The organism is Kribbella sp. NPDC050241 (genome assembly GCF_044459685.1).
Lineage (GTDB): Bacteria > Actinomycetota > Actinomycetes > Propionibacteriales > Kribbellaceae > Kribbella.
Genome location: NZ_JBITJE010000001.1, coordinates 59,331 through 84,133, shown reverse-complemented (window position 1 = coordinate 84,133; position 24,803 = coordinate 59,331). Strand labels below are relative to the sequence as shown.

The 24,803-nt window shown below is 67.8% G+C and carries 19 protein-coding genes; 3 read left to right on the top strand and 16 right to left on the bottom strand.

Going from position 1 to position 24,803, the window contains the following annotated elements; genetic code table 11:
- The first annotated feature begins 81 nt into the window (after window positions 1-81).
- Entirely contained in the window at window positions 82-846 is a 765-nt protein-coding gene (locus ACIBG5_RS00380; protein ID WP_396389268.1) for a pyrroline-5-carboxylate reductase family protein, read from the top strand.
- Window positions 847-851: 5 nt separating this feature from the next.
- Here ACIBG5_RS00380 and ACIBG5_RS00375 read toward each other — a convergent pair whose 3' ends face one another.
- From ACIBG5_RS00375 to ACIBG5_RS00345, 7 genes are read right to left on the bottom strand one after another with little or no spacing between them, the layout of a single operon-like run.
- Window positions 852-2,654, bottom strand: coding sequence for an MOSC domain-containing protein (locus ACIBG5_RS00375; protein WP_396389267.1), 1,803 nt, complete (start codon window positions 2,652-2,654; stop codon window positions 852-854).
- Window positions 2,651-3,439: an enoyl-CoA hydratase-related protein gene (locus tag ACIBG5_RS00370; protein WP_396389266.1), complete on the bottom strand. Its 789-nt coding sequence runs from the start codon at window positions 3,437-3,439 to the stop codon at window positions 2,651-2,653. The genes ACIBG5_RS00375 and ACIBG5_RS00370 overlap by 4 nt, the downstream gene beginning before the upstream one ends.
- On the bottom strand, window positions 3,436-5,283 hold the full coding sequence (locus ACIBG5_RS00365) for a CocE/NonD family hydrolase (RefSeq protein ID WP_396389265.1): 1,848 nt from the start codon (window positions 5,281-5,283) through the stop codon (window positions 3,436-3,438). The genes ACIBG5_RS00370 and ACIBG5_RS00365 overlap by 4 nt, the downstream gene beginning before the upstream one ends.
- A complete protein-coding gene (locus ACIBG5_RS00360) occupies window positions 5,280-6,317 on the bottom strand; it encodes a dipeptidase (protein WP_396389264.1) in 1,038 nt (345 codons plus the stop codon). The genes ACIBG5_RS00365 and ACIBG5_RS00360 overlap by 4 nt, the downstream gene beginning before the upstream one ends.
- Before the next feature lie 17 nt (window positions 6,318-6,334).
- A complete protein-coding gene (locus ACIBG5_RS00355) occupies window positions 6,335-7,528 on the bottom strand; it encodes an acyl-CoA dehydrogenase family protein (protein WP_396389263.1) in 1,194 nt (397 codons plus the stop codon).
- A gap of 22 nt (window positions 7,529-7,550) precedes the next feature.
- Complete coding sequence (locus ACIBG5_RS00350) at window positions 7,551-9,107, bottom strand: AMP-binding protein (protein ID WP_396389262.1); 1,557 nt, start codon at window positions 9,105-9,107, stop codon at window positions 7,551-7,553.
- Window positions 9,104-9,802 carry a TetR/AcrR family transcriptional regulator gene (locus ACIBG5_RS00345; protein ID WP_396389261.1) on the bottom strand — a complete coding sequence of 233 codons (699 nt, stop codon included), beginning with the start codon at window positions 9,800-9,802 and terminating at the stop codon, window positions 9,104-9,106. Before ACIBG5_RS00345 ends, ACIBG5_RS00350 begins: the two co-directional genes overlap by 4 nt.
- A gap of 147 nt (window positions 9,803-9,949) precedes the next feature.
- Between ACIBG5_RS00345 and ACIBG5_RS00340 the strand changes: the two genes are divergently transcribed.
- On the top strand, window positions 9,950-11,185 hold the full coding sequence (locus ACIBG5_RS00340) for an amidohydrolase family protein (protein WP_396389260.1): 1,236 nt from the start codon (window positions 9,950-9,952) through the stop codon (window positions 11,183-11,185).
- Between the two features lie 52 nt (window positions 11,186-11,237).
- On the opposite strand, the gene ACIBG5_RS00335 is transcribed toward ACIBG5_RS00340, so the two are convergent.
- From ACIBG5_RS00335 to ACIBG5_RS00315, 5 genes are read right to left on the bottom strand one after another with little or no spacing between them, the layout of a single operon-like run.
- Window positions 11,238-12,398 (bottom strand): dipeptidase, encoded by a 1,161-nt coding sequence (locus ACIBG5_RS00335; RefSeq protein ID WP_396389259.1) that lies wholly within the window; start codon window positions 12,396-12,398, stop codon window positions 11,238-11,240.
- Window positions 12,398-13,777, bottom strand: coding sequence for a serine hydrolase domain-containing protein (locus ACIBG5_RS00330; RefSeq protein ID WP_396389258.1), 1,380 nt, complete (start codon window positions 13,775-13,777; stop codon window positions 12,398-12,400). The genes ACIBG5_RS00335 and ACIBG5_RS00330 overlap by 1 nt, the downstream gene beginning before the upstream one ends.
- A gap of 13 nt (window positions 13,778-13,790) precedes the next feature.
- The gene (locus ACIBG5_RS00325; protein ID WP_396389257.1) at window positions 13,791-15,032 is read right to left on the bottom strand and encodes a serine hydrolase domain-containing protein; all 1,242 of its coding nucleotides are present in this window, start codon (window positions 15,030-15,032) and stop codon (window positions 13,791-13,793) included.
- Window positions 15,033-15,068: 36 nt separating this feature from the next.
- Window positions 15,069-16,409 (bottom strand): ABC transporter substrate-binding protein, encoded by a 1,341-nt coding sequence (locus ACIBG5_RS00320; RefSeq protein WP_396389256.1) that lies wholly within the window; start codon window positions 16,407-16,409, stop codon window positions 15,069-15,071.
- 38 nt (window positions 16,410-16,447) lie between these two features.
- A complete protein-coding gene (locus ACIBG5_RS00315; RefSeq protein ID WP_396389255.1) occupies window positions 16,448-16,981 on the bottom strand; it encodes a hypothetical protein in 534 nt (177 codons plus the stop codon).
- Window positions 16,982-17,110: 129 nt separating this feature from the next.
- Here ACIBG5_RS00315 and ACIBG5_RS00310 point away from each other — a divergent pair, with 129 nt between their 5' ends.
- Window positions 17,111-17,959, top strand: coding sequence for an SDR family oxidoreductase (locus ACIBG5_RS00310; protein ID WP_396389254.1), 849 nt, complete (start codon window positions 17,111-17,113; stop codon window positions 17,957-17,959).
- Between the two features lie 12 nt (window positions 17,960-17,971).
- Here the strand turns inward: ACIBG5_RS00310 and ACIBG5_RS00305 are convergent, their stop codons facing one another.
- The 4 genes from ACIBG5_RS00305 to ACIBG5_RS00290 are packed head-to-tail and all read right to left on the bottom strand — an operon-like array spanning window position 17,972 to window position 24,799.
- The gene (locus tag ACIBG5_RS00305) at window positions 17,972-20,896 is read right to left on the bottom strand and encodes an ATP-binding cassette domain-containing protein (protein WP_396389253.1); all 2,925 of its coding nucleotides are present in this window, start codon (window positions 20,894-20,896) and stop codon (window positions 17,972-17,974) included.
- Complete coding sequence (locus ACIBG5_RS00300) at window positions 20,893-23,100, bottom strand: MFS transporter (RefSeq protein WP_396389252.1); 2,208 nt, start codon at window positions 23,098-23,100, stop codon at window positions 20,893-20,895. The genes ACIBG5_RS00305 and ACIBG5_RS00300 overlap by 4 nt, the downstream gene beginning before the upstream one ends.
- A 1-nt stretch (window position 23,101) precedes the next feature.
- The gene (locus ACIBG5_RS00295; protein ID WP_396389251.1) at window positions 23,102-23,626 is read right to left on the bottom strand and encodes a hypothetical protein; all 525 of its coding nucleotides are present in this window, start codon (window positions 23,624-23,626) and stop codon (window positions 23,102-23,104) included.
- A 36-nt stretch (window positions 23,627-23,662) separates the two neighbouring features.
- Window positions 23,663-24,799 (bottom strand): glycine C-acetyltransferase, encoded by a 1,137-nt coding sequence (locus ACIBG5_RS00290; RefSeq protein WP_396389250.1) that lies wholly within the window; start codon window positions 24,797-24,799, stop codon window positions 23,663-23,665.
- Window positions 24,800-24,803 lie beyond the last annotated feature (4 nt).

Below are 24,803 nucleotides of genomic sequence, written 5' to 3'. Positions count from 1 at the left end.
GTCCGACGTGCGACGCAAGTACGAACGGCTCGACCGCTCTACGGTTCAGATGACCGTTCGTCCACCTGACAGAGGATCCTCATGATCGGCTTCGTCGGCGCAGGAAACATGGCCAGTGCAATCGCGCGTGGGCTCGGTGAGCCGGTCTACGCCACCGACGCGGGCTCGGGGCGGGCGGCGGCGCTCGTGGCCGAGCTGGGCGGAGAGGTGATGCCCACCAACGCCGACCTCTTCAAGCGCTCGGAAACTGTGTTCCTGGGTCATCGTCCCGACCAGCTGGCCGAGATCGCGAAGGGTGTCGACGCGACGGGGAAGATGGTGATCTCGATGATGGGCCCCACCACCGTCGCCGAGCTCCAAGCCGCCTACCCCGGCGCCACCGTCGTACGGACGATGCCCAACACGCCGGTCGAGGTCCGCCGAGGCGTGGTTGCCGTGGCCGCGGGCGGCGAGCCCGCGGTCGAGCTCCTCTCCCGGCTCGGGACGGTCGTAGTCCTTCCGGAGCGCCAGATGGACCTGGCCACGGCGACGTCCGGGGTCATGCCCGCCTACATCGCGGTCCTGGCCGAGGCCGCGATCGACGCCGCGGTCTGCCACGGCCTCGATCTCAAGAGCGCGAAGGCCATGTTCCTCGAGACCATGGCCGGCACGGCCGAGCTCCTGATCAAACGCGACGGCGACACCCTCGCCGTACGCCGTGAGGTGGGCACACCGGGCGAGTCGACGGTCCGTGGTGTCGCGGCCCTCGAACGGAACAACGTCCGTACGGCGTTCATGGACGCCTACCACGATGTCCTCACCCGCCTGAGCCGTCCGTACACCGGCGGCGCCATCGTGGCCGACTGACACACCTATTCGGGACGCCTGGGCAACCGCAGTACGACGGGGCCGGTGGGCACCGCGGAACAGGCCAGCACCGCCCGCGATCCCGGTGGGAGTGCGGGATCGATCAGGTACGAGACTTCGCCATGCACAAGGTCGAGCGTGCAGGAGCCGCACGCGCCGGACCGGCAGGCGGAGAGCACGGGAACCCCATGATTCTCGGCCAGTTCGAGAAGGGTGCCGTCGGCATCGGTCCAGGTCGCTGCCGTGCCGTCGGGCAAGTAGGTCACCTGGTGCGGGCCGGGCCCCGGTGCTGGCCGTCGGGCGGGCACTTCCATCGCAGGCGAGACGAACGGGTCGGAGTGGATGCGATCCGCGTCCACTCCCGCCGACCGGAGGACTTGGGACACCGTGGCCACGAAGTCGGTCGAGCCGCACACGAGTGCTTCCGCGTCGGCATGGCGGTCGCCGGCCAGACTGCCGAGAATGTCGCGCTGGGTGGGACGTCGAGCGGCACGCCGCGTCTCGAAGAGCGTGGCCGTCGCCCCGGACTGTCGAGCGAACTCGATCACCTCGGGCCAGAGCGTCGCGCTCTCCTTGCTCGCGTCGACGTGCAGCAAGGAGATCGGGCGGCCGTCCGCGGCTGTCGCCAACTGCTGCAACGCCGCAGCCACGGGGGTGATGCCGATACCGGCGCTCACCAGGTACAGCGGCCGCGGCTCTCGCGAGAGCGTGGGGACTCCGAACGGACCTGAGATGAGCAGGCGGTCTCCGGAAGCCAACAATGCAAGGCTTTCCGAGACCGCACCGCGCAGACGCACGGTGATCCGGATCCGATCGTCGCACCGACCGGAGACGCTGTAGGCACGCCAGGTCAGCGCAGCTTTCGCTGTCGGCAGGTGCACCCGGATGTGCTGACCGGCGGCCACCGGCTGACGGTAGGGATCGCGGAGCCACACGCTGATCGTCCGGTCATCCTCGCGAACGGTCTCGAGCACCTCGGCCTCCCGCGGCCAGGGATGCATGACCTCACGACGTTCCCGCAGCCTGTCGACGAGCCGTATCGGATCGGGCCGGCCACTCACCACCACCGGCGAACCGACCTGAAGCCGTGCAGGTCCGACCAGGCGTGCGTAGACGCCCAGGTGCGGGAGACCGACGGCCCGGGTGAGCAGGGACGGGAACTCCAGGTCCCGCTCCCCGGACCCCGGGTTCGCCGACGTCGCGCGGCAGCGGGCGGTCGGCCGGATCACTTCGGCCTCGCAGTCGCCGAGACGGATCCGCCGGCCCACCCACGACAGTTCGGCGAAGGCCGGCAGACCGTCGACGTACACGTTGGCGCGGAATCGACGGATGTCGAGAGTGGTGCTGGTGAGTTGCTCGAGCGCGCGGATCGTCGCCAGGTTGATCACAGACAGTTCGGCGTCGGCGACGTCCCACAGCGCCGCCGCATCGCCGTGCACAAGTCGCAGGCCGGATTCTCCGAACCACTGGCGCAGTACAGCCTCCTGGTGCGGCTGAGCCTGGTCCGAGCGCACCGACGGTCCGTCGGGGTGAGCGCGGTGACGAAGCTCGACCACTCCGGGCGTGGGCATGGTCACAGTCACCTGCGTCATGTCGGGATCGCGCGCCACCTGCTTGAAGGCGGATCGCAGCCGCCACGGCGTCCGGGGCGGCACTGGCTGATCACCGCGCGCGATCGCGACCGAACGGTCGTGGAGCGCTCCGGTGCCGGGCAGTACGTCGACCTCGTCGACCGCCGCGCCCGCGGCGCCCTTGACCGGATACACCCAGAGAGAGTCGACGAATCCGGTCGTGGTCTCCTCGGTCACGCCCGTCCCAGCCGGTCGCTGTACGCCGGTTTGCGGTTCTCGCGGACCGCGGCGATCGCCTCCTTGGCGTCGGCCTCGGCGGCGAGACGGCCGGTCATCCGTTGCTCGAACTCGTAGCCGGCCTTCAGATCCATGAACTCGACGGTGTTCATGGCCTCCTTCGCATGGCGGAGTGCGGCCAAGCTGTGCTGCGTCATCTTCTCCGCCAGGCCGAGCGCCACGTCGAGCAGCTCGTCGTCCGGTACGACGCGCAGCACCGCGCCGTACTGAACGAGCTCGGACGCCGGCCACGGCTCGGCGGTGAAGTACATCGCACGCACGAGTGGTTGGGGAAGCAGGCGGGCGAGGTGGCGTGCACCGCCCATCACGCCGACGCTCACCTCCGGCGTACCGAATCGAGCGCTCTCGCCGGCCACGACCACATCGCAGCTTGCCGCGATGGCCAGACCAGTCCCGAGCGCCGCTCCGTGGACCGCGCCGATCACCGGCACCGGGCAGTCGTAGATCGACGCGAACGCGTCCCGGACCAGTCGCATCCGCCCGGCGGAGTTGACCTCGGTCAGGGTCAGGAACTCCTCGAGCTCGTTCCCCGCGCAGAAGTGCTTCCCGGCGCCGGTCAGTACGACTGCCTTCGTGCCCGGCAGTACTTCGTCGAACCGGCCGAACACGTCGCGGATCTCCTCGTACATGTCCAGGTTGACAGCGTTGACCGGTCCCCGGTCCAGCGTCACGACTGTGGTCGCGCCCTGCTGACGCGTCGACAGGTGCTCGTACGGCGTACTCATGCCGTGACCGGGATGATCGGAAGCAGGATGTGCGACGGGTGCGACGCATCCCGATGAACGATCTGTGTCGCCGGGACCGGATCACCTGGCGCGCCACCCAGGTTGGTGTTCCGGTCGAACCGCGGGAAGTCCGCGGAGCTGACGTCGACTCGGATCCGGTGGCCGGCCTTGAACCGGTTCGCGGTGACCCACATGTCGATCTCGAGCGGGTAGACCTCACCGGGTACGAGCGGTTCCGCGCCACGATCGAGATCGCGATACCGCGCCCGCAGCAGACCGTTCTGCAGCTGGACAGCCCGTCCGTCCGGACCGACGTCGCTCAGCCGTACGGCGAAGTCGGTGTCCACCGCGGACGAGCTGGCATGCAGCACCGCCCGAAGGTTGCCCACAACATCGATGTCCTGGGCAAGCGGTTCGGTCGTGTAGGTCAGTACGTCGTTGCGCTGCTGGACCGTGCTGACATCCACACTCCCGGGCGGATAGACCCAGGAGACGATGCTGCCGCCCACGGTCGGAGTCGGGTCGAGCGGGTCGTAGACGTACTGGTCCACGGCCTGCTGCTCCTGCGGAGGCGTCGTGATCAACGTCCCGCCGGCGCCGAGATAATACGGCGTGTCCACCGCTTCTGGCAGCGGCCAGTCGTCCGCGCTGCGCCATTCGTTGGCGCCCATCAGGTAGTAGATGACGCGCGGCCACTCGTCGATCGAGCCGTCCCGCACGGTCTGGTACCAACGCAACGTGAAGTCGACGTTTGACCAGTGGTTGTGCTGCAGCTCCGGGTGCTCCCCCATCCGCTCCTTGTAGCCGACCGAGTTGTGGGATGAGGGGGTGATGATGATCCGGGCTTGGGAGCGCAAGGGTTCGGGAGCGTGTTTCCGGAGGAGCTCGAAGGTCGCCAGCGCGTCGTTGATGAACCAGTCGTACCAACCGGTGCGCAACAGCGGAATCGCCTGGAACTCGGCGACCTGTCGCGCGGGCTCGACGGAAGGCAACGTGTGCCGGTCGAGCGAGATGCCCTGGCCGAAGAGCGGCCCGATGTTCTCGGCATCGACGATGGTGACGTGGGGCGACCCGGTGAGTTCACGGACGAACTCGGCCCGCTCCGGGCAGCTCAGCGAGCAGTAGTGCGCCCACAGCCAGGCCCGCGCCTCAACCGGCGACAGGTCCTTCAGCGCAGGGAACGCGTCCGTCAGCTCTCCCAGCATCGGATGGACGAAAGGCTCGTTGAAGAACCCCGTCGACAGCGTCTCGTCCAGCATCATCGGCTCGACCTGCCAGTGCGGGAGATCAGTCTTCTCCTCCCCGTGGCCGATCGTGTGCGCGAGTGCGTTGACCACCATGTGCAAGGACGCCGTCTTGGTCCCGACCCCGATCCCGCTGACCTCCGGAACGATCGTGGTCATCTTCGGATGTCTCGCCATCGGCCACTGCACCTGACCGACGTACGAGCCGCCGAGGGACCCGATGAATCCGTCGCACCAGTCCTGACCGCTGACCCACTCGACGAAGTCGTAGCCGTCCTGCGGCTCGAACATGTAGAAGTCGTGGTCCTCGGGTTCGCTGTCCCCGGTGCCACGGAGATCTTGTACGGCGACGACGTACCCCCGGCGGGCGAACGCCAGGAAGGGCGCCACCAGGTTGTCGCCGTCGCGGCCGTACGGCGTACGCACTGCGATCACCGGTGCCGGCGTCTTCGGCGGCAGGTACAGGTCGGTGGCGAGCTTGACGCCGTCCCGCATCGACACGTTCACGGTCTCGATCTTGACGTCAGCCGCCGCGAACTGCGCCGGCGTCCGAACGTCCTTGCTCCTCAACGCGTACTGGAGGTCGTCCGACACGGTCATCTGGCCGGGACTCCCATCACGTCACGGAGAACGCGCAGCACGTTCTCGCCGAGGATTTTGCGGATATCGGCCTCGCGGAACCCGCGGCGCACCATCACCTCGGTGATCTTCGGGAAGTCGGAGGGACGCACGATCTCGGCCCGCTCGTACTCGACGCCGTTGGTCGGGGCACCGACCCAGCCGCCGAACACATGCTGGTAGTAGTCGTCGATGATGTCCGGCCCCAGGCCGACATGATCGATGCCGGCGACATCGATGATGCGCTCGATGTGGTCGACGACGCGTTCGGCCGTCGGGGACTTCGCGTCGATGAAGAACGGAACCGCGGCCGCGACCCCGATCACCCCGCCGAGCTCCGCGATGGCCTTCAGTTGCTCGTCGCCGAGATTGCGGTGGCTGTCGGTGATGCCGAGGCAGGCCGAGTGTGTCGCGAGGAACGGCCGGGTCGCCAGCGACAGCACGTCCTCGACACCGCCGATGCCGAGATGGCTGATGTCGAAGACGATGCCCAGCTCTTCCATCTCGCGCAGCGCGGTGATGCCCTCCGGCGTCAGCCGGCTGCGTGAGGTCGCGTCCAACCCGCTGCCGTCGGCAAGGAACGTCCGCGCGTAGTGCGCCATCGAGATCACCCGGACCCCGACCCGGGCCAGGGTCCGCACCAGTTGCGGGTCCTGCCCGATGGCGTGCGCGCCCTCGAGCGCGATCACCAACGCGATCCGTCCGGACGATGTCGCGGCGTCGACATCCGCGCCGGTCAGGCAGACGGCCACGTCGTCGCTGTACTCCGCCCCGAGCTCGTGGATCCGCTCGATCAGCAGCAAGGTACGACGCAGGGCCCCTTCGGACTGGAACTGGTCCTCGATACAGATCGGCAGGACCTGTACGTCGACCCCGCCGGCGCGCAACTCCGGCAACCAGAACTGGCCGAAGTGGTCGGGTTGCTCGCGCCGGTCGAAGTGGTCCACCAACAGGATCAGGTCGTTGTGCGTGTCGACCACAACGGCGTCGTTGTGAAGCAGGCGTGGATCGGTCATCCGCAAAGACACCTCGTTCAGAGTGATCGGGAGATGTGGTCCTTCAGCACCTCGTTGGCCCCGCCGTAGATCTTCTGGGCCCGCGCGTCGACGTACAGCCGGGAGATGAGGTACTCCCGCATGTAGCCGTAACCGCCGAACAGTTGCAGGCATCGATCGGTCACGTCGGACTGGTTCTGGGTCAGCCACCACTTCGCCATCGACGCTGTGGCCGGCTCGAGGGTGCCGTCGACGAACCGCTCGATGCAGTCGTCCACGAAGACCCGGGACGCCCGGACGATCGTCGCCAGCTCGGCGAGCTCGAGCCGGACGTGCTGCATCGCGAACAACGGACCGCCGAACGCTTCCCGCGTCTTGGTGTACGCGACGGTCTCTTCCAGCGCACGTTCCATCGCGGCCGCCGCGGTGACCGCGATGACCAAGCGCTCGCGAGGCAGCTCGGCCTTGAGGATCTCGAGTCCGCGACCTTCCTCCCCGACCAGGTGGCCGGCCGGCACGGACACGTCGTCGAAGAACAACTCCGCGGTGTCCGAGGCATGCCGGCCGAGCTTGTCGAGGGTGCGCCCGCGCCGGAAGCCCGGTGCGTCGGCTGTCTCGAGGGCGAGCAAGGAGATCCCGTTGCGTCCCGCCGCGGGGTCGGTCTTCGCAACGACGACGACCAGATCGCAGCGGGCGCCGTTGCTGATGAACGTCTTGGAGCCGTTGATGACGTACTGGTCACCCTTGCGTTCGGCCCGGGTGACGATGTTCTTGAGGTCGCTGCCCGCGCCCGGCTCGGACATCGCCACGGCCCCGATGATGTCGCCGGTCGCCATCCCCGGCAGCCAGCGCCGCCGTTGCTCGTCAGTCCCGTACGTCGCAAGCAGCGGAGCAACCACCCCGCTGTGCACCATGTTGCCGAACCCGGTGTCGCCTGCCCGGGCCTGCTCACTCAGTACGACGGCGTCGTGGGCGAACGTGCCACCTCCCCCACCGAACTCGGCCGGCACCTCGCAGCACATCAGGCCGAGCGCGCCGGCCTTGTGCCACACCTCGCGGTCGACGTACTTCTGCTCGTCGAACCGTTCGAAGTGCGGGACGACCTCGGCCTCGAAGAAGGCCCGCGCGACCGCACCCAGCGCGACCGCCTCGTCGTCCGCCCAGCGTGGCCGCGCCGCGCGCCCGGACCTCGTTCCCGGGTCACCGGGCCGTGCGGCAGTGTCGGTGCTCATCGGTTCTCCTCCTGGAAGGCGTTCAGTTCACGGCTCGGTCGCGGTCGCCCCAGAAGCGGGCCCGCAGTTCCTTCTTGTCGACCTTGCCCAGCGGCGTGAGCGGAAGGGCATCCAGGAACTCGAGCCTCTTCGGCGCATGCACCGGACCCTTGCGCTCGCGGACGAGCGCGACGAGCTCGTCGGCCGTCACGGTCGCGCCCGGTGTCCTGACCACGAAAGCCGTCACCGCCTCGCCCCACTTCGGGTCCGGAACCCCGATCACCGCCGCGGCCGAGACCTCCGGATGCGTCACCACCGCGTCCTCGACCTCGCGCGGGTAGATGTTGAACCCACCGGTGATCAGCATGTCCTTCTTGCGATCGGTGAGGTACAGGAAGTTGTCCGCGTCGAAGCGGCCGACGTCACCGGTGTGCAGCCAGCCGTTGCGCAGCGTCTCCGCAGTCAGTTCCGGCTGCTTCCAGTAGCCGTCCATCACCAGAGGACCGCGAACGCAGACCTCTCCGAGCTCGCCGACCGCGCAAGGCTGGTCGTTCTCGTCGAGGACCGCGACGTCCAGCGTCGGATGCGGCTTGCCGCAGGACGCAAGCCGCTCTGGCCGCCCCGGATCATGGTCTTCCTTGCTGAGCGTCGTCACAGTGTTCGGCGCCTCGCTCTGTCCGAAGAACTGTACGAACACGGGGCCGAACACCTCGAGAGCCTGCTCGAGCCGGTCGGGTGACATCGGCGCCGCGCCGTACAGGATCGTCTGCAGGCTGGACAGATCCACCTCGTGCTCGGCGATGTGGTCGAGCAGCACGTAGATCATGCTCGGCACCAGGAAGGTCGCCGTGATCCGGTGCCTCTGCACGGTCTCGCAGAACTCCGCGGGATCGAAGCCCTTGGTCAGCACGACGCTTCCACCCTGGTGGAAGACCGGCGGCACGATGCCCTGGAGTGCGTGGGTCAGCGGCGTCGATCCCAGGAACCGCAGCTCGGTCGGGAGCTGCCAGTGCGCGACGGTGAGGTAGAGGTGAGTGGCCAGCGAACGATGCGTGAGCATCACGCCCTTGGGCCGTCCGGTCGTCCCGCCGGTGTAGCCCAGCAACGCGACGTCGGACTCACGGGCGACGGATGGAATGACTCCGTCCGTGTCGGGCCCGGCGAGTACGTCGGATCCGGAGTCCCCACCGAGGAGCAGCACTCTCGGGCTCGGGTCCAGCTCGGCAGCGAGCGCCGCGCCGTGGTCGGAGTACTGCGCCGCATCAACCACGAGTGTGGTGATCTCGGCGTCGGTGCAGACGACGACGTGGTCGGCGAGGGATCCCATCGGGTGCAACGGCGTGTACCGCGCACCGAGCGACTGCGCCGCCGTCACCGCGGCGAAGGTCTCCGGCCGGTTCGGGGCGATCATCGCCACGCCGTCCCCCGGCTTGACCCCGGCGTCCCGCATCGCGAACGCGATCCGTGAGATCAGCCGGCGCAGTTCGTCGTACGTCAGGTCACCGGTCGGCGTGGAGAACGCGACGCGATCCGGATAGTTCTGCAGTGACCGTGAGATGAGGTCGACGAAGGACGGTCGTCGATAGAGGTCCTCGATCATTTCTTCGATCCGGACCGTCGACGGATCCTCCGCAGCTCTGTCTCGAACCCGTCGAGCAGGCGGCGGACCCCGAACAGGTACTGCGCTTCCGGATCCTCCGGCACCACCTCGAGCAGATCCCGGAACGGCGAGTCGGCCGGTGTGTCCGCGTGCACGAAGTTGTCGGACACCCCGCGGGCGAACTCCTCGCTACCACCGCGGAACCGGGACACCTCCCACGCCAGTGCGCCGATGATGTGGTTGCGCAGAGCCATGAACCCGCGAATGGCCGACTCCTTCTCGAAGCCGGCCCCCTGGAGCAGCACGATCATGTCCAACCCGACCGCCTCCGTGTGCGGGCCGCGGACGTATGTCTGCAGGAGGATCTCGATCAGGGCCGGGTGGCGCAGCGCGCATTGCCGGGAGTCCAGCGCGAACTCCTCCAGCCGCACTCGCCAGGACCGCCCGTCCTTGGCGATCGCCGGGATCTCCGACACCGCGAGATCGGCGACGGCGTCCAGCAGCTCCTGCTTGTCGCTCAGGTGCCGGTACAGCGACATCGGGCTGCCGCCCAGCGCCTCGGCCACCCGGGCCATCGTGACGCCACTGAGCCCGTCGCGGTCGGCGATCTCGAGCGCCGCGGCCACCACCGTCTCCCGATCGAGCGCGCCGCGCGCCAACCGCGCTGACTTCTGCACCTTGCGCTGTGTCGCCACGGCGTGTCCTCCAGTCCGGTACGGCGTGGGTAGCTCTTGCACCCCTCTTGGCGTACCAGCATAGTGTATGGGCGTACGTAAGCGAATGGTTCGGGCCGAGATTCTCGTCCGCGACGCCGACACCACTGCCGAAGGAGCACACTGCCCATGACTTCAAGTCTCTGGCTGCACGGCGCAACCGTCGTCACAGCGACCGGGTCCGATCCCGAGCCGGCCGGAATCCTCGTCGAGGACGGAAGGATCACCCGGATCGGCGGATCCGTCCCTGCCGAGGCCGAGGTCGTCGACTGCACCGGACTGACCCTGACCCCCGGTCTGATCGACGCGCACGTCCATCTCGGCCTGGCCAGCGAACTCGAGCCGAGCGTCGGGTACGGGATGTCGGTGGCGGAGATCGCCGCCGACATGTTCTCCAACTGCGCCCAGACCCTTCGGTCCGGGTTCACCACGGTGCGGGACTGTGGCGGCATCGACGCCGGCCTCGCCCGTGTCGTTGCATCAGGCAAACTTCCGGGTCCCCGGATCGTGCAGTGCGGCCCGATCCACTGCCAGACCGGCGGACACGGACACTACGCGTCCGAATGGGAGCCGACCCATGTGTGGAGCGAGATCGAGGTGCCCGGCCTGCGGACGCTGACGATGCTGTCCGACGGGCCTGACCAGATGCGCAGGAACGTGCGTGAATCGTTCCGGCGGGGCGCCGACTTCCTCAAGCTCTGCGTCACCGGCGGCGTCATCTCCAAGCACGACAAGCTCACCGACACCCAGTTCAGCGCTGAGGAGATCGCGGTGGCCGTCGCCGAGGCCGCCGCCAGGGGCACCTACGTCACCGTCCACGCCCTCAACGTCGATGGCATCCGCATGGCTGTCCTCGCCGGTGTGCGGTGTGTGGAACACGGCAGCGGGATCGACGAGGAGACGGCCGCCCTGATGGCCGAGCGCGAGGTCACCCTTGTGCCCACGCTCACCGCGCTCGAGAGGCTGATCAGGAACATCGACGACCTCGGCCTGCCGAGTCACTTCGCCGACAAGGCATCCGGGGTACGCCAGGCGATGATCGACGGGCTGCTCGCCGCCACGGCCGCCGGTGTCCGGGTCGGCCTCGGGTCCGACGTCATCGGCCCTGACCAGACCGGTCGGGGCGAGGAACTGACACTGCGAGCCGCGGCCCAATCCCCCATGGAAGCACTGATCGCGGCGACACGCGTCAACGCCGACCTGCTCGGGCTCGGCAGCGAGATCGGCACGCTCGAGGTCGGCAAGCAAGCCGACATCGTTGCCTTCGCGGGCAATCCGCTGGACGACCCCAAGCTGTTCGCCGACCCGGACAGCGTCGTACTCGTCGTGCAGAACGGCGTGGTGGCGAAGGACGAACGGAAGTAGAAGCACGGCCGGTGGTCACCGCGTAGGCGGCGACCACCGGCCACGTTCATACTCAGCCGCAGACCGCTTCCATCACGCGGACGAAGTTCAGGCCGAGCACCTTGGCGATGTCCTCGTCCGACCAGCCGCGCGCGACCAGGCCGCGGGTGATGTTCGGGAAGTCCCGGTAGTCGTCGAACCCGACCAGCTCCTGCGTCGCCACCAGCTTGTCCTCGGGCCTGAAGCCGGTCTCGGCGAAGATCGGCTGGAGCAGGTCGTCGAGCATCCACTTCGGCAGTTGCATCGGCCAGTCGGTGCCAATGGCAACGTGATCGACGCCGGCGATGTCGGCGACGTACTCGATGTGGTCGAGCATCGCATTGATGGTGACCGTCGGTCCTGCCCCGAGGAAGAACGGGACGGTCACGATGCCGATGATGCCGCCGGTGGCGGCCAGCGCGCGCAGCTCCTCGTCGCTCTTGCCCCGCGCGTGATCGAACACGCCTTGCGCCGCGGTGTGGGAGGCAACGACCGGTGCCTCCGACACCTCACAGGCGTCCAGTGTGGTCATCCGGCCGACGTGGCCGGTGTCGACGATGATGCCGAGTTCGTTCATGGCCTTCACGCTGGCCACGCCGAACGCGGATAGTCCGGCATCCGTCCGCTCGGTACAGCCGACGCCGACAGTCGTCATGTTGTTGTACGTGAGCTGCATCATCCGCAGTCCGGCATCGTGGGCCCAGGCCAGTGCGTCGAGGTCGCGCCACGGACCCAGCATGACCTGCGAACTGACCAGGCCGGCGTGAGCTCCGGTCTCGTGCGCACGGCGGATGTCAGCGGCGGTCAGGGCCTTGATCAGCCAGGGGAAGTAGTCGAACTGCTTCTGCACGAAGGCGAACGACCACTCCCGGACGTGGCGTTCGTCGGACATCTCCACCTGGCGGTTCCCGCAGGTGATCCCGCTGGCGTCCCAATGCTCCTTCACCGCGTCCAGCCGGCCCGCCATCGCGCGGCGGAGCGGCGCCTCGAGACCACGGCTGAACGTCTCCATGGTGTCGTGGGTCTTCTCGAGGAGAGTGCGCAGTTCCTTGTTCATCTCCTCGTCGAACGCCCGGTACCCGACCGGGCCCTGGAACAGCACGTCGACGATGAGGCTTTCGCGATGCAGCCGCGCGGCACGCTCCTCCTGGGCCTCGTCCAAGCCGAAGTCGAACGTGCCGAACTGTTCCGTCATCAAGATCCTCCAGAGCTGTGGCGGTGCTGGTTGTCACCCATGCGGCGGACGAGCCGGTCCAGCAGGAACAGGAACTCCGGGTGTCCGGCTCCGTCGTCGCCGACGCCATAGGCGAAGGGCGGTTGGCCGGGGTGATCGGCCAAGGTCAGGGCCTGTGCTCCGATCGGTCGCAGCCGGACGGGCGGCGGATCCGAACGGTTGCGGCCGAGGACCGGGTCGGTGAATCTGGCTTGGTAGGAGAGCGCGTCGCCGTCGTCGCTGACGTTGAGCTCGCAGCCCCAACAGACATACCTGCCGTGGTAGCGGCTCGGCTTCGGCTCCGGACCGGACAGGTCGGGAGCAACCGGCGCGGGCAGGCCGAACCGGTCCTGCAGCAGAGCCTCGGCGATCTCCTGGTGGAACGGCATCGAGGCCGGTCCCCCGTTCGCAAAGGCGATGTACGCCGCACCGAGGTCGGGAACAACGCCGACCATAGCGATCCCGCCGTACGAACCACCGCCATGGGTGAGTACGACGTGATCGCCGTACTGCTTGCGCAGCCAACTGAGCCCCACCGAGCCCGTTTCCGGCACGGGGAAGTCGATCTGGTGTGCGGCCATCCGGTCGACGGTCTCCGGGCTGAGCAGGCGCCGCGCCGAGGTGGTCGTCGGCAGATGGGAACTCACGAAGGTCAGCGTGTCCTCGACCGAGGTGATGAACGTCGTGCCTGCCGGCGCGAGGCACTGGGGCATCATGAACCGCTCACTGCGCACGAATCCGTCTGCTCCCGGATAGTGGCCGATCGCCATCCGGTGCAGGATCGCCTCCTCGGCCGTGAACATGCTGCGTTCCAGGCCCAGCGGCGCGAACAACCGCTGCCTCATCGCCGTCGAGTAGCCCTGACCGGTGACGACCTCGATGATCCGGCCGGCCAGCACGAAGCCGGCGTTGCTGTAGGAGAAGTACTCCCCCGGCCGGAACAACTGACCGACATCGGCGAGCAGCGGCACCCAGTTCGCGATCGCGTCGTCGCCCTCGCCGACGTCGGCGATCAGGTCCGATGCGTCGGTTCCGGTGGAGTGGGTGACGAGATGCCGTACGACCAGGGCATCCGCGGCCTCCGGGTCGCCGAGGACGAGCTCCGGCAGGTAGCGCTTGACCGGCGCGTCGAGGTCGACCAGTCCCTGCTCGACCAGGGACATCAGCAGCGTCGTGGTCCAGACCTTGGTGATCGAGCCGGTCAGGAACAGCGTGTCCGGCGTCATCTCGACGCCACTGGTCAGGTTCGCGAGGCCGGCGGCCGCGGTCTCGATCCGCCCGTCCTCGAGCACGCCCACCACGGCACCGGGTACACCGGATCGGGCGACGAGTTCTTCCACCGTCTTCTGGAGTTCCGTCATCCGAGGTCTCCCATCATCCGAGGCAGGAGCGGACCGCCGCGGCCAGGCTCGAGGCCCGCGGTTCGCCGGTCCGGAACGACCAGAGGTTCATGACGTAGCCGAAGCCGACCTCGGCATCCGGCTCGCCGAAGGCAACCGACCCGCCCGAGCCCGGGTGGCCGAACGACTTCGGCCCCGCCATCGGCAATGGCGGGCAGGCCCGCCAGAACCCGAGCGACATGTTGAAGGACCGGTCGGCCGGGAGGTCCAGATCCGCGGGCAGGCCGTGCATCCGCGTCTTGTCGGTCTGGATCTCGGTCGCCCGCTCGACCGTGGCGGGATCCAGCAGCCGTACGCCGTCCACGTCGCTGACCGTGGCGGCGTACATCCGGGCCAGCGAGCGCGCGTCGGTGAGCATGTTCCCGGCCGGGATCTCCGCCGCTCGGTAGGCCCGCTCAGCGTTGAGGTCGGACGTGACCTCGAACGCGCCGCCGAGCGAGCCGGCCCGGGCCTGGATCGAGCCTTCGCCCCAGACTGCCTGGATCCACCTGGTCACCGTGTCGGCATCGAGACCGGTGGTCTCGATCATGCCCTCGGTCATCTCCTCCAGGCTGAGTGGAGCGGCGTACTCGATCCGCGCCACCTTCTCTTCCTGTTCCTCGGGCAGCCCGATCCAGGCGTTCAGCCCGAGCGGGCCGGCCACCTCGTCGGCGAAGAAGGTGCCGAGCGACTTGCCGGAGACCCGGCGTACGAGCTCGCCGACCAGGTACCCGTAGGTGATGCTGTGGTAGACGTGCTCGGTGCCCGGCTGCCACTCCGGCTTCTGGGCCTCGAGAGCGCGGATCACCGGATCCCAGGCATACGCCTGCTCCAACGTCAGCGGCCCATCGACGACCGGCAGGCCGGACTGGTGCGACAACAGCAGCCGCACCGGGATCTGGTCCTTGCCTCCGGCACCGAACTCGGGCCAGTAGTCGACCACCGGTGCGTCGAGGTCCAGCTCGCCGCGCTGGGCCAGCAGGTGCGCACAGATCGCGGTCGCACCCTTCGTCGTGGAGGCGACGATGGCGATGGTGTCCTCGCGCCACGGCCGCTTGGTCTCGCTGTCGGCCAGGCCGCCCCACAGATCGACGACGGGACGGCCACCGACGTACACGCAGCACGCTGCGCCCACCTCACCGGGAGTCCCCTCGAAGTTCGCCCGGAACTGGTCGGCGACCTTCCCCCAACCGTCCTCGACGTGTCCGTGCACCGCAGGCTCGCTCGTTGTGGTCATGATGCTGTACGGCCCTTCTCGAAGTGGTGGTGATCGCTATCCGACCGGCGCGGGCGAGGTCTTGTACGTGAAGCACTTGCACGCCGGGTCGAAGCTGGACGCGGCCGTCTTCTCCATGCCGTCGTGCCGGTCCGGCCCGAACTGGGTCGCACCGTCCAGGGTGAGGGCGCTGACGAACCCCGTTCCGATCTTCTCGATCCCGGGCACGAGCTTGTCGATCCCGCCCAGGCCACCGCTGTTGGCCAGGCCCTGCTGCAGCAGCCGCACCACGTCGCACGCCTGGTAGATGACGATCTGGTCGGTGATCTTCTGGACCGGCACGCCGTTGCTGCGGGCATCGTCGATACAGGTCTTCCGCACCTTGGCCTGCTCGGCCGGCGGCGCCGGCGGCTGGGTGACGTCCTGGTCGGGCATGCCGCCGAATCCGCGCATCTTCGCCAACTGGTCCGGCGGGTAGAGCTTCATCACGTCGGCCATGCCTTGCGGGTGGAACAGCAGGTACTGCGGCGACCATTTCTGCGCGTGTGCGCCCTGTGCGAAGTAGTAGATGATCCCGTTCTCGTACAGCGTCAGGATCATCACGCTGTCCACGGCCTGGGACTTGAACTTGAGGGCGAGGGACTGGACCTGGGCCAGGTTCGGGCCGTTGTCGGCGTACCCGTGGGCGCACTTGATGTCCGACTTGACGAGTTCGACGCCGGCCTTGTCTGCGAGCGGCTTCAGCGTGTTCTCGTAGGCGCGCTCGTTGTACGGGCAGTCCTCGATGACCACGCCGAGCTTGCTGCCGGAGGCAAGGAACTTCGCCTCGACTGCCTTGTTCATGATGCTCTTGACGCGGCGATCGATGCTCACCGCGTTCACCGCGATGACGCCGGGGTTGTCCTTGAGATCGGTGTCGTCGCCGATCGGCGATCCGTTCTGTCCCATGTAGAGGATCGGAACGCCGGCGGTCATGAGGCACTTGTTGAAGGCCTGGTTGTAGATGAGGCCGTCGTACACCACCGCCTGGACCTGGTTGTCCTTCGTGAACCGCTGGCAGATCGCTTCGAACGCCGAGTCGAAGTTCGGGGTGGAGAAGTCGATCGTCTCGTCGACGACCTCCAGCTTCCGCTCCGCGACGCCGCCGCCGTCGTTGACGGCCTGGATCATCGCATGAGCCGAGGCCTTGTACGGGCTCACGACGCTGACGCCGTTCCGCTCGGCCTCGGCCCGGGTGTCGGTGATCAGCACCCCGATCTTGATCGGCCCGGACGTCGACGGCTTGAACTCCGTACCACTGCCCTTGACCGCCGTTCCACCACTACCGCCTTGCACGCCGCAAGCGACGAGGACAACTGCGCAGCACGCCGCCACAACGGCACTCCGAATACGCATCATCGATCCTGACTCCTTTCTTCTCCCCGAGGTGTGCACGGTCAGCCGACCACTTGAGCGGCCACTGCCTTCAGTCCGTCGACGCCGGTGTCATCCGGGCCATGGAACGAGAACGAGTACCACGTGTCGCCCGCCAGTACCTGTACTTCGCGGGCGGCGATGTACGCCTGGTCGCCGAGGTCGATCGCCTTGGCTTTCGGGTACGCGCCCTTGGTCTGTTCGAACAGCTGTGCCAGCGTCATCCCGCTGGACTTGAGGTCGCCGCGAAGCCCGTCCTGGCGCAACACGGTGAGTGAGAACGTCGTGGCCGGGGTGCCGCCCGAGCTGGTCCAGACGCACTGGTCGGACCCGGTCTCCTCCTGGTGGGTCGGAGCACCGTCACCGAAGGAGATCCCGAACTGTTGCTCCAGGCCACCAGGTGTCAACAGCTTGCAAGCGTCCACGGTGGCAGCGCCACTCTTGTTCTCGACCGTCGCGGACGGCACGCGCTTCGCGGCCTCACCGGAGTTCCCACACCCACTGAGGGCGAGCGCGAGGACCAGCAGAGATCCGGAGACACCAGCAACAGTCCTCATCGGCGGAACTCCTTCCTGTCAACCACGGGCTATGACGTATGCCCATACACTATGCTGATACGCCTAGGGTGAGCGCAAGGCTTTGCGGGGCAAATCTGAGAAGCCGGCAGCTCCGAGTGAGGAGAGACAATGGATTCCCTCGCAGGCCATACGGCCTTTGTCACCGGAGGGGCACGCGGTATCGGACTGGCGATCGCCCGCTCGCTCGCCGGCCGGGGTGTTTCCGTCGCGGTGGCCGACCTCGACGAACCGTCCTTGCACGCAGCCGATGCCGAGCTGTCCGCGGTGACGACCTCCCGTTCCTACTTGCTCGACGTCCGCGATCGCCTGCGGTACGCCGAGATCGCGGACGCCGTCGAGGCAGAGCTGGGCCCTGTGAGCATCGTGGTCAACAACGCCGGTGTGATCGACTCCGTCGCACCGTCGCGGATGGACCACACCCTGTGGGACTACGTCATGGGGGTCAACGCGGGTGGCGTCTACAACGGCCTCCAGGCGTTCGTGCCACGCATGATCGAGCGCGGCCTCGGCGGACACATCGTCAACACGGCTTCAGCGGCAGGGCTCTTCGTCGACGGGCAGTCGCTGCTCTACAAGTCCGGCTTCCTGTACCACGCGTCGAAGTACGCCGTTGTCGGCTTGAGCGAATCGCTGCGGGTGGAACTGGCTCGCCACGGGATCGGCGTGAGCGTCCTGTGCCCCGGGCCAGTGGCCACCGACATGGTGGAGAACACTCAACGCTTCCGGCCCGCGGACGCACCGGTGCGCTCGGCAACGATCACGACCATCCTGGCTGCGGCTCAGAAGCTGGTGCGCGATGAGGGCGTTCAGCCATCGGTCGTGGGTGAACTCGTCGTCGACGCGATCATCCACGACCGGCCGTACATCCTCACGGCCCCCGACAACGCCGTACCGATCCGGTCCCGGATGGAAGCGCTGCTCGACGCCGTCCCCGAGGACCCGGCCCAGCCCGAGTAGGCCGACCGGTCGTCATCGGTCGGCCACGGCCAGGCCGGCGTCGGAGCGCTCGATCGCTTCGATGCTGCCGCCCAGGTACGCATCGACGACCAGCGGGTCGGTCCGCACCTCGTCCGGAGTACCTTCGGCGATCAGGTGTCCGTCGGCCATCGCGATGATGCGATCGGAGATCCCCATGATGAGCGGAATGTCGTGCTCGATGACGACAAGCGTCAGGTCGAGCTCCTTCTTCAGGTCGACGAGCAGCGGTCCGAGCGCCTCGGTCTCGCGCTGGGCGACGCCGCTGGACGGTTCGTCGAGCAACAGGCAGATCGGCTGCAGCGCCACCAGACACGCGATCTCGGTGATGCGCCGGGTGCCGGTCGACAGCTCCTGGATCGACTTGTCCCGATAGCGATCCAGCCCCATCGCCGAGATGAGCGCACGCGCCTGGCCTTCCTTCTTCCGTTCGCCGAGGGTCATACCGAGCGTCGACGCCACGAAACCCGTCGGCCGGACTCGCTCGAGCGAGAGCATGACGGTCTCTTTCACGGTCATCGTCGGGAACAGCGCCGCATCCTGGAACGATCGGATCAGGCCGCGCCGCGCGCGCCCTTCCGGGCCGACCTTGCTGATGTCCTCACCGTTGAAGAACACCTGTCCCATGTCCGGTCTCGTGAAGCCCCCCAGCAGCTCGAACGTCGTCGTCTTGCCGGCGCCGTTCGGTCCGAGCAGTCCGACCGTTTCGCCAGCTCGTACGTCGAACGACACCCCGCGGACTGCGTGTACGCCACCGAAGCTCTTGCGCAGATCGCGCGCCTCGAGCAGCGACGCACCCGCCTCAGGGCGATCTGCGATCTCGGTGCCCGGTTCAGCGACGCGCAGGTCGCTGACCCGGACGCCCCGGGCCGTTGCCGTACCGTCTGTTGTGTCCTCACCGGCGTACAACGGCTCGGGATCGATGCCGTGCCGGCGGGCGATGAACTTCACGATCCGGTCCCGGATCGGCGCGACGACCTGGATCAGGCCACCCGGCTTCCACAGGATCAGCAGCAGTACTCCGAACTTCGTCGCCGCCAGTCCGATGTTGCCGATGTCAAGCAACGGCAGGCCGAGCACCCAGATCGCCCCGAGTACCGGACCGATCAGCACCGAGACGCCACCGAGCACTGTCATGACGACGACGTCGATGCTGGCCGACGTCGGGAAGGTCCCGGCACTGATGGTGGACAACGAGTGCGCGTACGTCGCCCCTCCGATGCCGGCGATGAACCCGCCGATCAGGTACCCCTGCAGTTTGACGAGACTCGCCCGTACGGCGAACGCCCGCGCGTTCTCCTCGTTGTCGCGGATGGCGACGAGCAGGCGGCTGAATCCACTGCGCCGGATGTTTCGCGCCACCACCAGGGCAAGGACGAACAGCGCCAGCGCGAAGTAGTAGTACGAGCGGCCGGTGTCGAGCGCACCGATCGGCCACCCGGACGGCTTTCCCGGATCCTGACCGTCGCCGAGCATCCAGGGCTGCGTGAGCAGCCACAACGGCGCGGCCAGCGCGAAGCCGAGCGTGGTGACGGCGAGCATGAGGCCGCGGATGCGGAGCGCGGGCAGACCGATCAGCACCGAGACCAGTCCCGCGCCCAGACCGGCGAGCAGCAGCGCGAGCGGGAAGATGCCGGTGCTGCCGGCCACCTTGAACGAAATGACAGCGCCGATCGCGGCGACGGCGAACTGACCGAGCGTCAACTGCCCACCGAGACCGGTCAGGACACCGATCGACAATCCGACGATCGCGAAGGCCAGGATGCCGGTGAAGGTCACCGACAGGCCGTTGGAGATGAACAGCGGCAGGATCGCGAGCACCGCGATTGTCAGGATGCCGAACGCCGGGCCCATCGCACGCACTGCCCAGAGACTCTGCAGCTTCTCCGGGATCGGTCGCAGGCCGCGCACCGCCGCCCAACTGCCCTTCTCCTCGTCGCGCCCACCGCGCCGGCGCTGCACCAGCAGCGCGACCAGGATGATGACGAACATGACCACTTCGACCAGACCCGACTGCGGGTAGTTCCACAGCAGCAACTGCTCGAGGATCCCCAGACCGACACCGCTGACCAGCGCGATGGGCAGGCTCTGCATCCGGCCGATGACAGCGGCGGTCAGCGCACGCAAGAGCAACGCGGGGCCGAAGCTGTCCGCACTGGCGAAGCCCTGCGTCGGGGCAGTGAGGATCGCGGTGAAAGCGGACAAGGCGCCGGCGATCGCCCACGCCAGGGTCGACATCCGGCTCGCGAAGATCCCGGACATCCGCGCGGCTTCCGGATTGGCCGCCGCGGCGCGGATGGCGAGACCGAACCGCGACCGCTTCAGGAACAGTGCGATCGCGAGAACGAACAGGGGCGACAGGAACAGCATGCCGGAGTACGCCTCCGTCACGTGCAGCGCGCCGACGTTGAAGACCGGCAACCACTCCGGCTGCGGATACAGCGGTCCGGACGCCGTGGAGTTGATCAGAGCGGCGAAGATGACGAGGAACTGGCCGACGCCCAGCGTCGCGACGATCGACACGATCCGCGGTGCGTTACGCAGCCGTCGTACGACGCCGGTCTCGGCGGCGGCCGCGGTCGCCGCCGACGCGAGCAACGCGATCACGAACGCGATCCAGTACGGGACGTGCCACTTCATCGCGACGACGCCGAAGAACGCCGCTCCGAACGCACCGATCTGTCCGTGCGCGAAGTTGATGATCCGGTTGCTCCGGTAGACCAGCACGATGCCGACCGCCAGCAGACCGTAGGTCAACCCAACGATCGTGCCGAGCATGATCACCGGCAGTGGCGTGTCTGCCTTGATGACGTCGTGCCGGTCGAGGACGGCAGTCACGATCTTGGTCAGGACGACGGCGGCCGTGAACGCAGCCAGCTGGATGAGCGGCTTGCGGGCCTGCCGCAGCACCGCGGTCATCGCGCCGCTCCCGCACCGTGCAGGAAGACCGCGCGCAGCAGGTCGTCGCGAGCCAGAAGTTCGTCAGCGCGGCCGTCGAATCGCATCTCGCCCTTTTCCATGAAGTACGCGTGGTCGACCAGGTTCAGCGCGATGTTCACCGACTGCTCGACCAGCACCACGGCCGTGCCGTCGGCGTTGATCTGCCGAACCATGTCGAGGAGTTGACCGACGATCACCGGCGCCAGGCCGAGCGAGAGCTCGTCGATGAGCAGCAGGCGTGGACGGAGCATCAACGCCTTGGACAGCCCGAGCATCTGCTGCTCGCCCCCGGACAACGTCGAGGCCAGCGAGTTGCGGCGTTCGGCCAGTCGCGGGAACGCCTCGAGGCATCTCTCGATCGCACTGTCGACGGCGCCACGTTCCTTGGCCATCGTGTAGCCGTAGCTGCGCAGGTTCTCGACGACGGTCATCGGCCCGAAGACCGCGCGGCCGCCGGGGACCTGGGTGATGCCCAGCCGCATCCGGCGTTCGGCGTCGAGGTAGGTGATCTCCTGCCCCCGGTAGCGCACGCTGCCCGCGGTCGGCAGGCCGATGCCCGAGATGACCTTGAGCAGCGTCGACTTGCCGGCGCCGTTGACACCGAGCAGCGCGACCATCTCACCGTCGTCGATGGTGAAGTCGGTGTCGAAGAGGACCTGCAGCTGGCCGTACGAGAAGTTGATCCCGCGACAGGCCAGCAGCGGAAGGCGTCCGCCGCTCCGCTCGACCCGGCGGATCTCCTCGTCCTCGACCACCTCGTCGATCATCCGGTCGAGGTCGCCCTCGATGAAGGTGCCCGCGCTGGCGATGACGAAGGCACCGATCACCCCGGGTACGGCGATCGCGACCATCGTGCCGCCGATCCCGTACTGCTCCTCGATGCCACCGAGGAGCAGTGCGCCGGCCGAACCACCGATCGCGACGAAGATCCCGGCCAGCGCCTGGGCGTGCGGCCGCATGTGGGCCGGCACGATCGAGAGCATCGAGATCCCGAGCATCGGCTGCAGGAGCCCGATGCACGCTCCGGCGATCCCGAAGCAGATCAGCATCGGCACGAACGCCGGCATCACGCCGCCCATCGCGATGAAGACGACCGCCCCCGCCAGGAGGAATCCGGCAGCCCGCAACACCCGCGCCGGCGAGGACCGGAACTGCTTCTCGCCGCGGCCTCCGTAGCCGATCAGGGCGAGGACGCCGATCCCGAAGAAGACCGAGAAGAACAGGCCGCGCTCCCCCGGGCCGAGGTTCCACCGTTGGTCGAGGAAGACCGAGATGAAGGTGCCCAGCGGCACGGTGAGTACGCCGTACACCGCGAACCCGGCGAAGACCCTCCGGTTGGTGGGAATGAGCATCACGCGACGGCAGATCTCCCAGAACCCGAGGGCGACGTCCTTGGCCGCCAGCGAATCCGCCGACTCGCCGTGCTCCTCATGCACGCTGGCACGTAGCTGCTCGGAGTCCCACTTCCCGAACCCCGGGTCACGCAGCCGGATCGCACACAGCGTCAGCAGCAGCGAGGTGAGTCCCAGAGTCAGGAAGACGCCACGCCAGCTCAGACCGGCGACGGACGCGAGGATGCCGACCAGCAGCGGCGCCAGCGCCTGCCCGAAGGTGCCGATCGCGGTGTACGCCGTGAGCGCGCGTACCCGTGCGGCCGGTGGATAGCTGTCGGCGATGAGCGGCGCGTGCAGCGCGACGACCGATCCGGTGGCCAGGCCGTCGAGACAGAGAATGACGATGAGCGCGACCAGTGAAGTGACGAGTCCGGTCATCAGCGTGATGCAGCTCCACGCGATCCCGGTGACGATGCAGAGCATCGCGCGCCGCGCCCGGCTCTGGGACAGCCGCGCGATCGGCAGCGGCGCGATCGCGATGGCGAGCTGGTACAGCGCGCGGGCTCCGACGATGGCGGCGATCGAGATGCCGAGCGTGCGGCTGATCTCGGGCGTCAGGACCGTGAACGCATAACTCTGGAACGCACCGGTGACGAACAACAGGCCCAAGGCAATCATCGGGTAGTAGCTCAGGTTGTGCTTGCGGACGAGTGACCGGAAGCTCTCCGTGTTCTCGTCGCCGGTGACCCCGAGCGTCGCGCGGGCCTGCTCGCGCAGCGCCGCGCCGGCCTGGTCCACCTCCTGCAGAGCCGCTTGCTGGTTCGCCCGCAGTTCTTCTCGGTCTGACACGTCAGAACCCCGCCTTCCGGACCCGGACTTCGAGGTCCCAGGCCGACTCACCGATGCGATGCCCGGAGGTGTCCATGAGCACGATCGTGATGGTGTGGAGTTGCACCTTCTCCTCGCTGCCGGGCAGATCCGGGATCGTCGGAATCTCGACCTCGCCGCTCGTCGTGGTGTAGACGTCGTGCTTGGCCAGGTAGTCCTGGTCGGGGCACGTCGGCGACTCCTCGCAGGACGGGTCGCCGTCGGCCACGTCGTCCATCGTGTGGCCGGGCTTGACCGGCTTCTGATCGACGAAGACGGCGAAGTAGCCGGCCTCGTCCGACGGCGCCTCGCTGCCCTCCGCCGCGACCCGGAAGTCGTCCATCGTCCAGCTGACGGTGACCGGAATACCCACGGTCGACCGGGCTTCGGGGCCGGCGAAGTGCAACCGGTCGTCCACCCGGAAGGTCAGCTGGGCGAGGCCACATCCGGACAAGGAGATGACGGCAACCATCGCCATCGCACCCCGCACAAGCCAGCGTCCGCCCATACTGTGCACCTCTCCGCGATCACGTATGCACGTACACTATGTGCGTACGCCGACGGTTTCGCAAGCGATTCTTCCGCGGACGACGTCCGCGATCGTGGTTGCCGCGGCCAACAGCTCGGCCCGGGTATGCGCGGCCGATACCTGCAGCCGGATCCGTGCCGTGTCAGCGGACACGACGGGGTAGGTCAGGGCGACCGCGAGGATGTCGCGCCGCAGCAGCTCGGCGGCCGCGGCCCGGGCGATGCCGGCGTCACCCAGGATGATCGGGATGATCGGGTGATTGCCGTCCGGCACGACGAGGCCATGGCGCTTGAGTTCGCTGCGCAGCAGAGCGACGTTGTCCAGCAACCGCGAACGGCGGTCGTCGTCGCACTCGAGCAGGCGCAACGCGTGCCGGGCCACCTCGACCTGCACGGGCGGGAGTGCGTTGGAGAACACGTACGGGCGCGCCTTCTGACGCAGCAGGTCGACGAACTCGCGCCGGCCACTGACGAAGCCGCCTCCTGCGCCGCCCAGGGCCTTGCCGAAGGTTCCGGTCACCAGGTCCACCCGCCCTGCGACTCCGGGCTCGCACACGGTGCCCCGACCGTGGTTGCCGAGTACGCCGGTCCCGTGCGAGTCGTCGACGACGAGCAACGCGTCGTACTCATCGGCGAGGTCGCACAGAGCCACCAGGTCGGGGCTGCCGCCATCCATCGAGAAGACGCCGTCGGTGACGATCAGCCGACGCCGGGCATCGCCGGACGCCGCGAGCTCCCTCCGAAGATTCTCGAGGTCGCGGGACGAGTAGATCGCCCGGCGTGCCCGGCACAGGCGAAGACCGTCGATGATCGATGCATGGTTCGCGGCATCGGAGATCGCGACATCGTCAGGTCCGAGCAGCACCTCGAACAGGCCGGTGTTCGCGTCGAAGCAGGACGTGAACAGCAGCGACGCCTCGGTGCCGAGGAAGGTACTCAGCTCCTGCTCGAGTTGCAGGTGCGCCGTCGACGTACCGGAGATGATCCGGCCGGAGGCGTAGCCGAACCCGAGCCGGTCGAGCGCCTCGTGCGCCACCCGGCGTACGTCGGGATCGTTCGCGAGCCCGAGGTAGTCGTTGGAGCAGAGGTTGAGGAGCTCGCGCCCATCGCTGGTGCGGATCCGCGGGCCTTGCGGTCCGTCCAGTATCACCACGGCG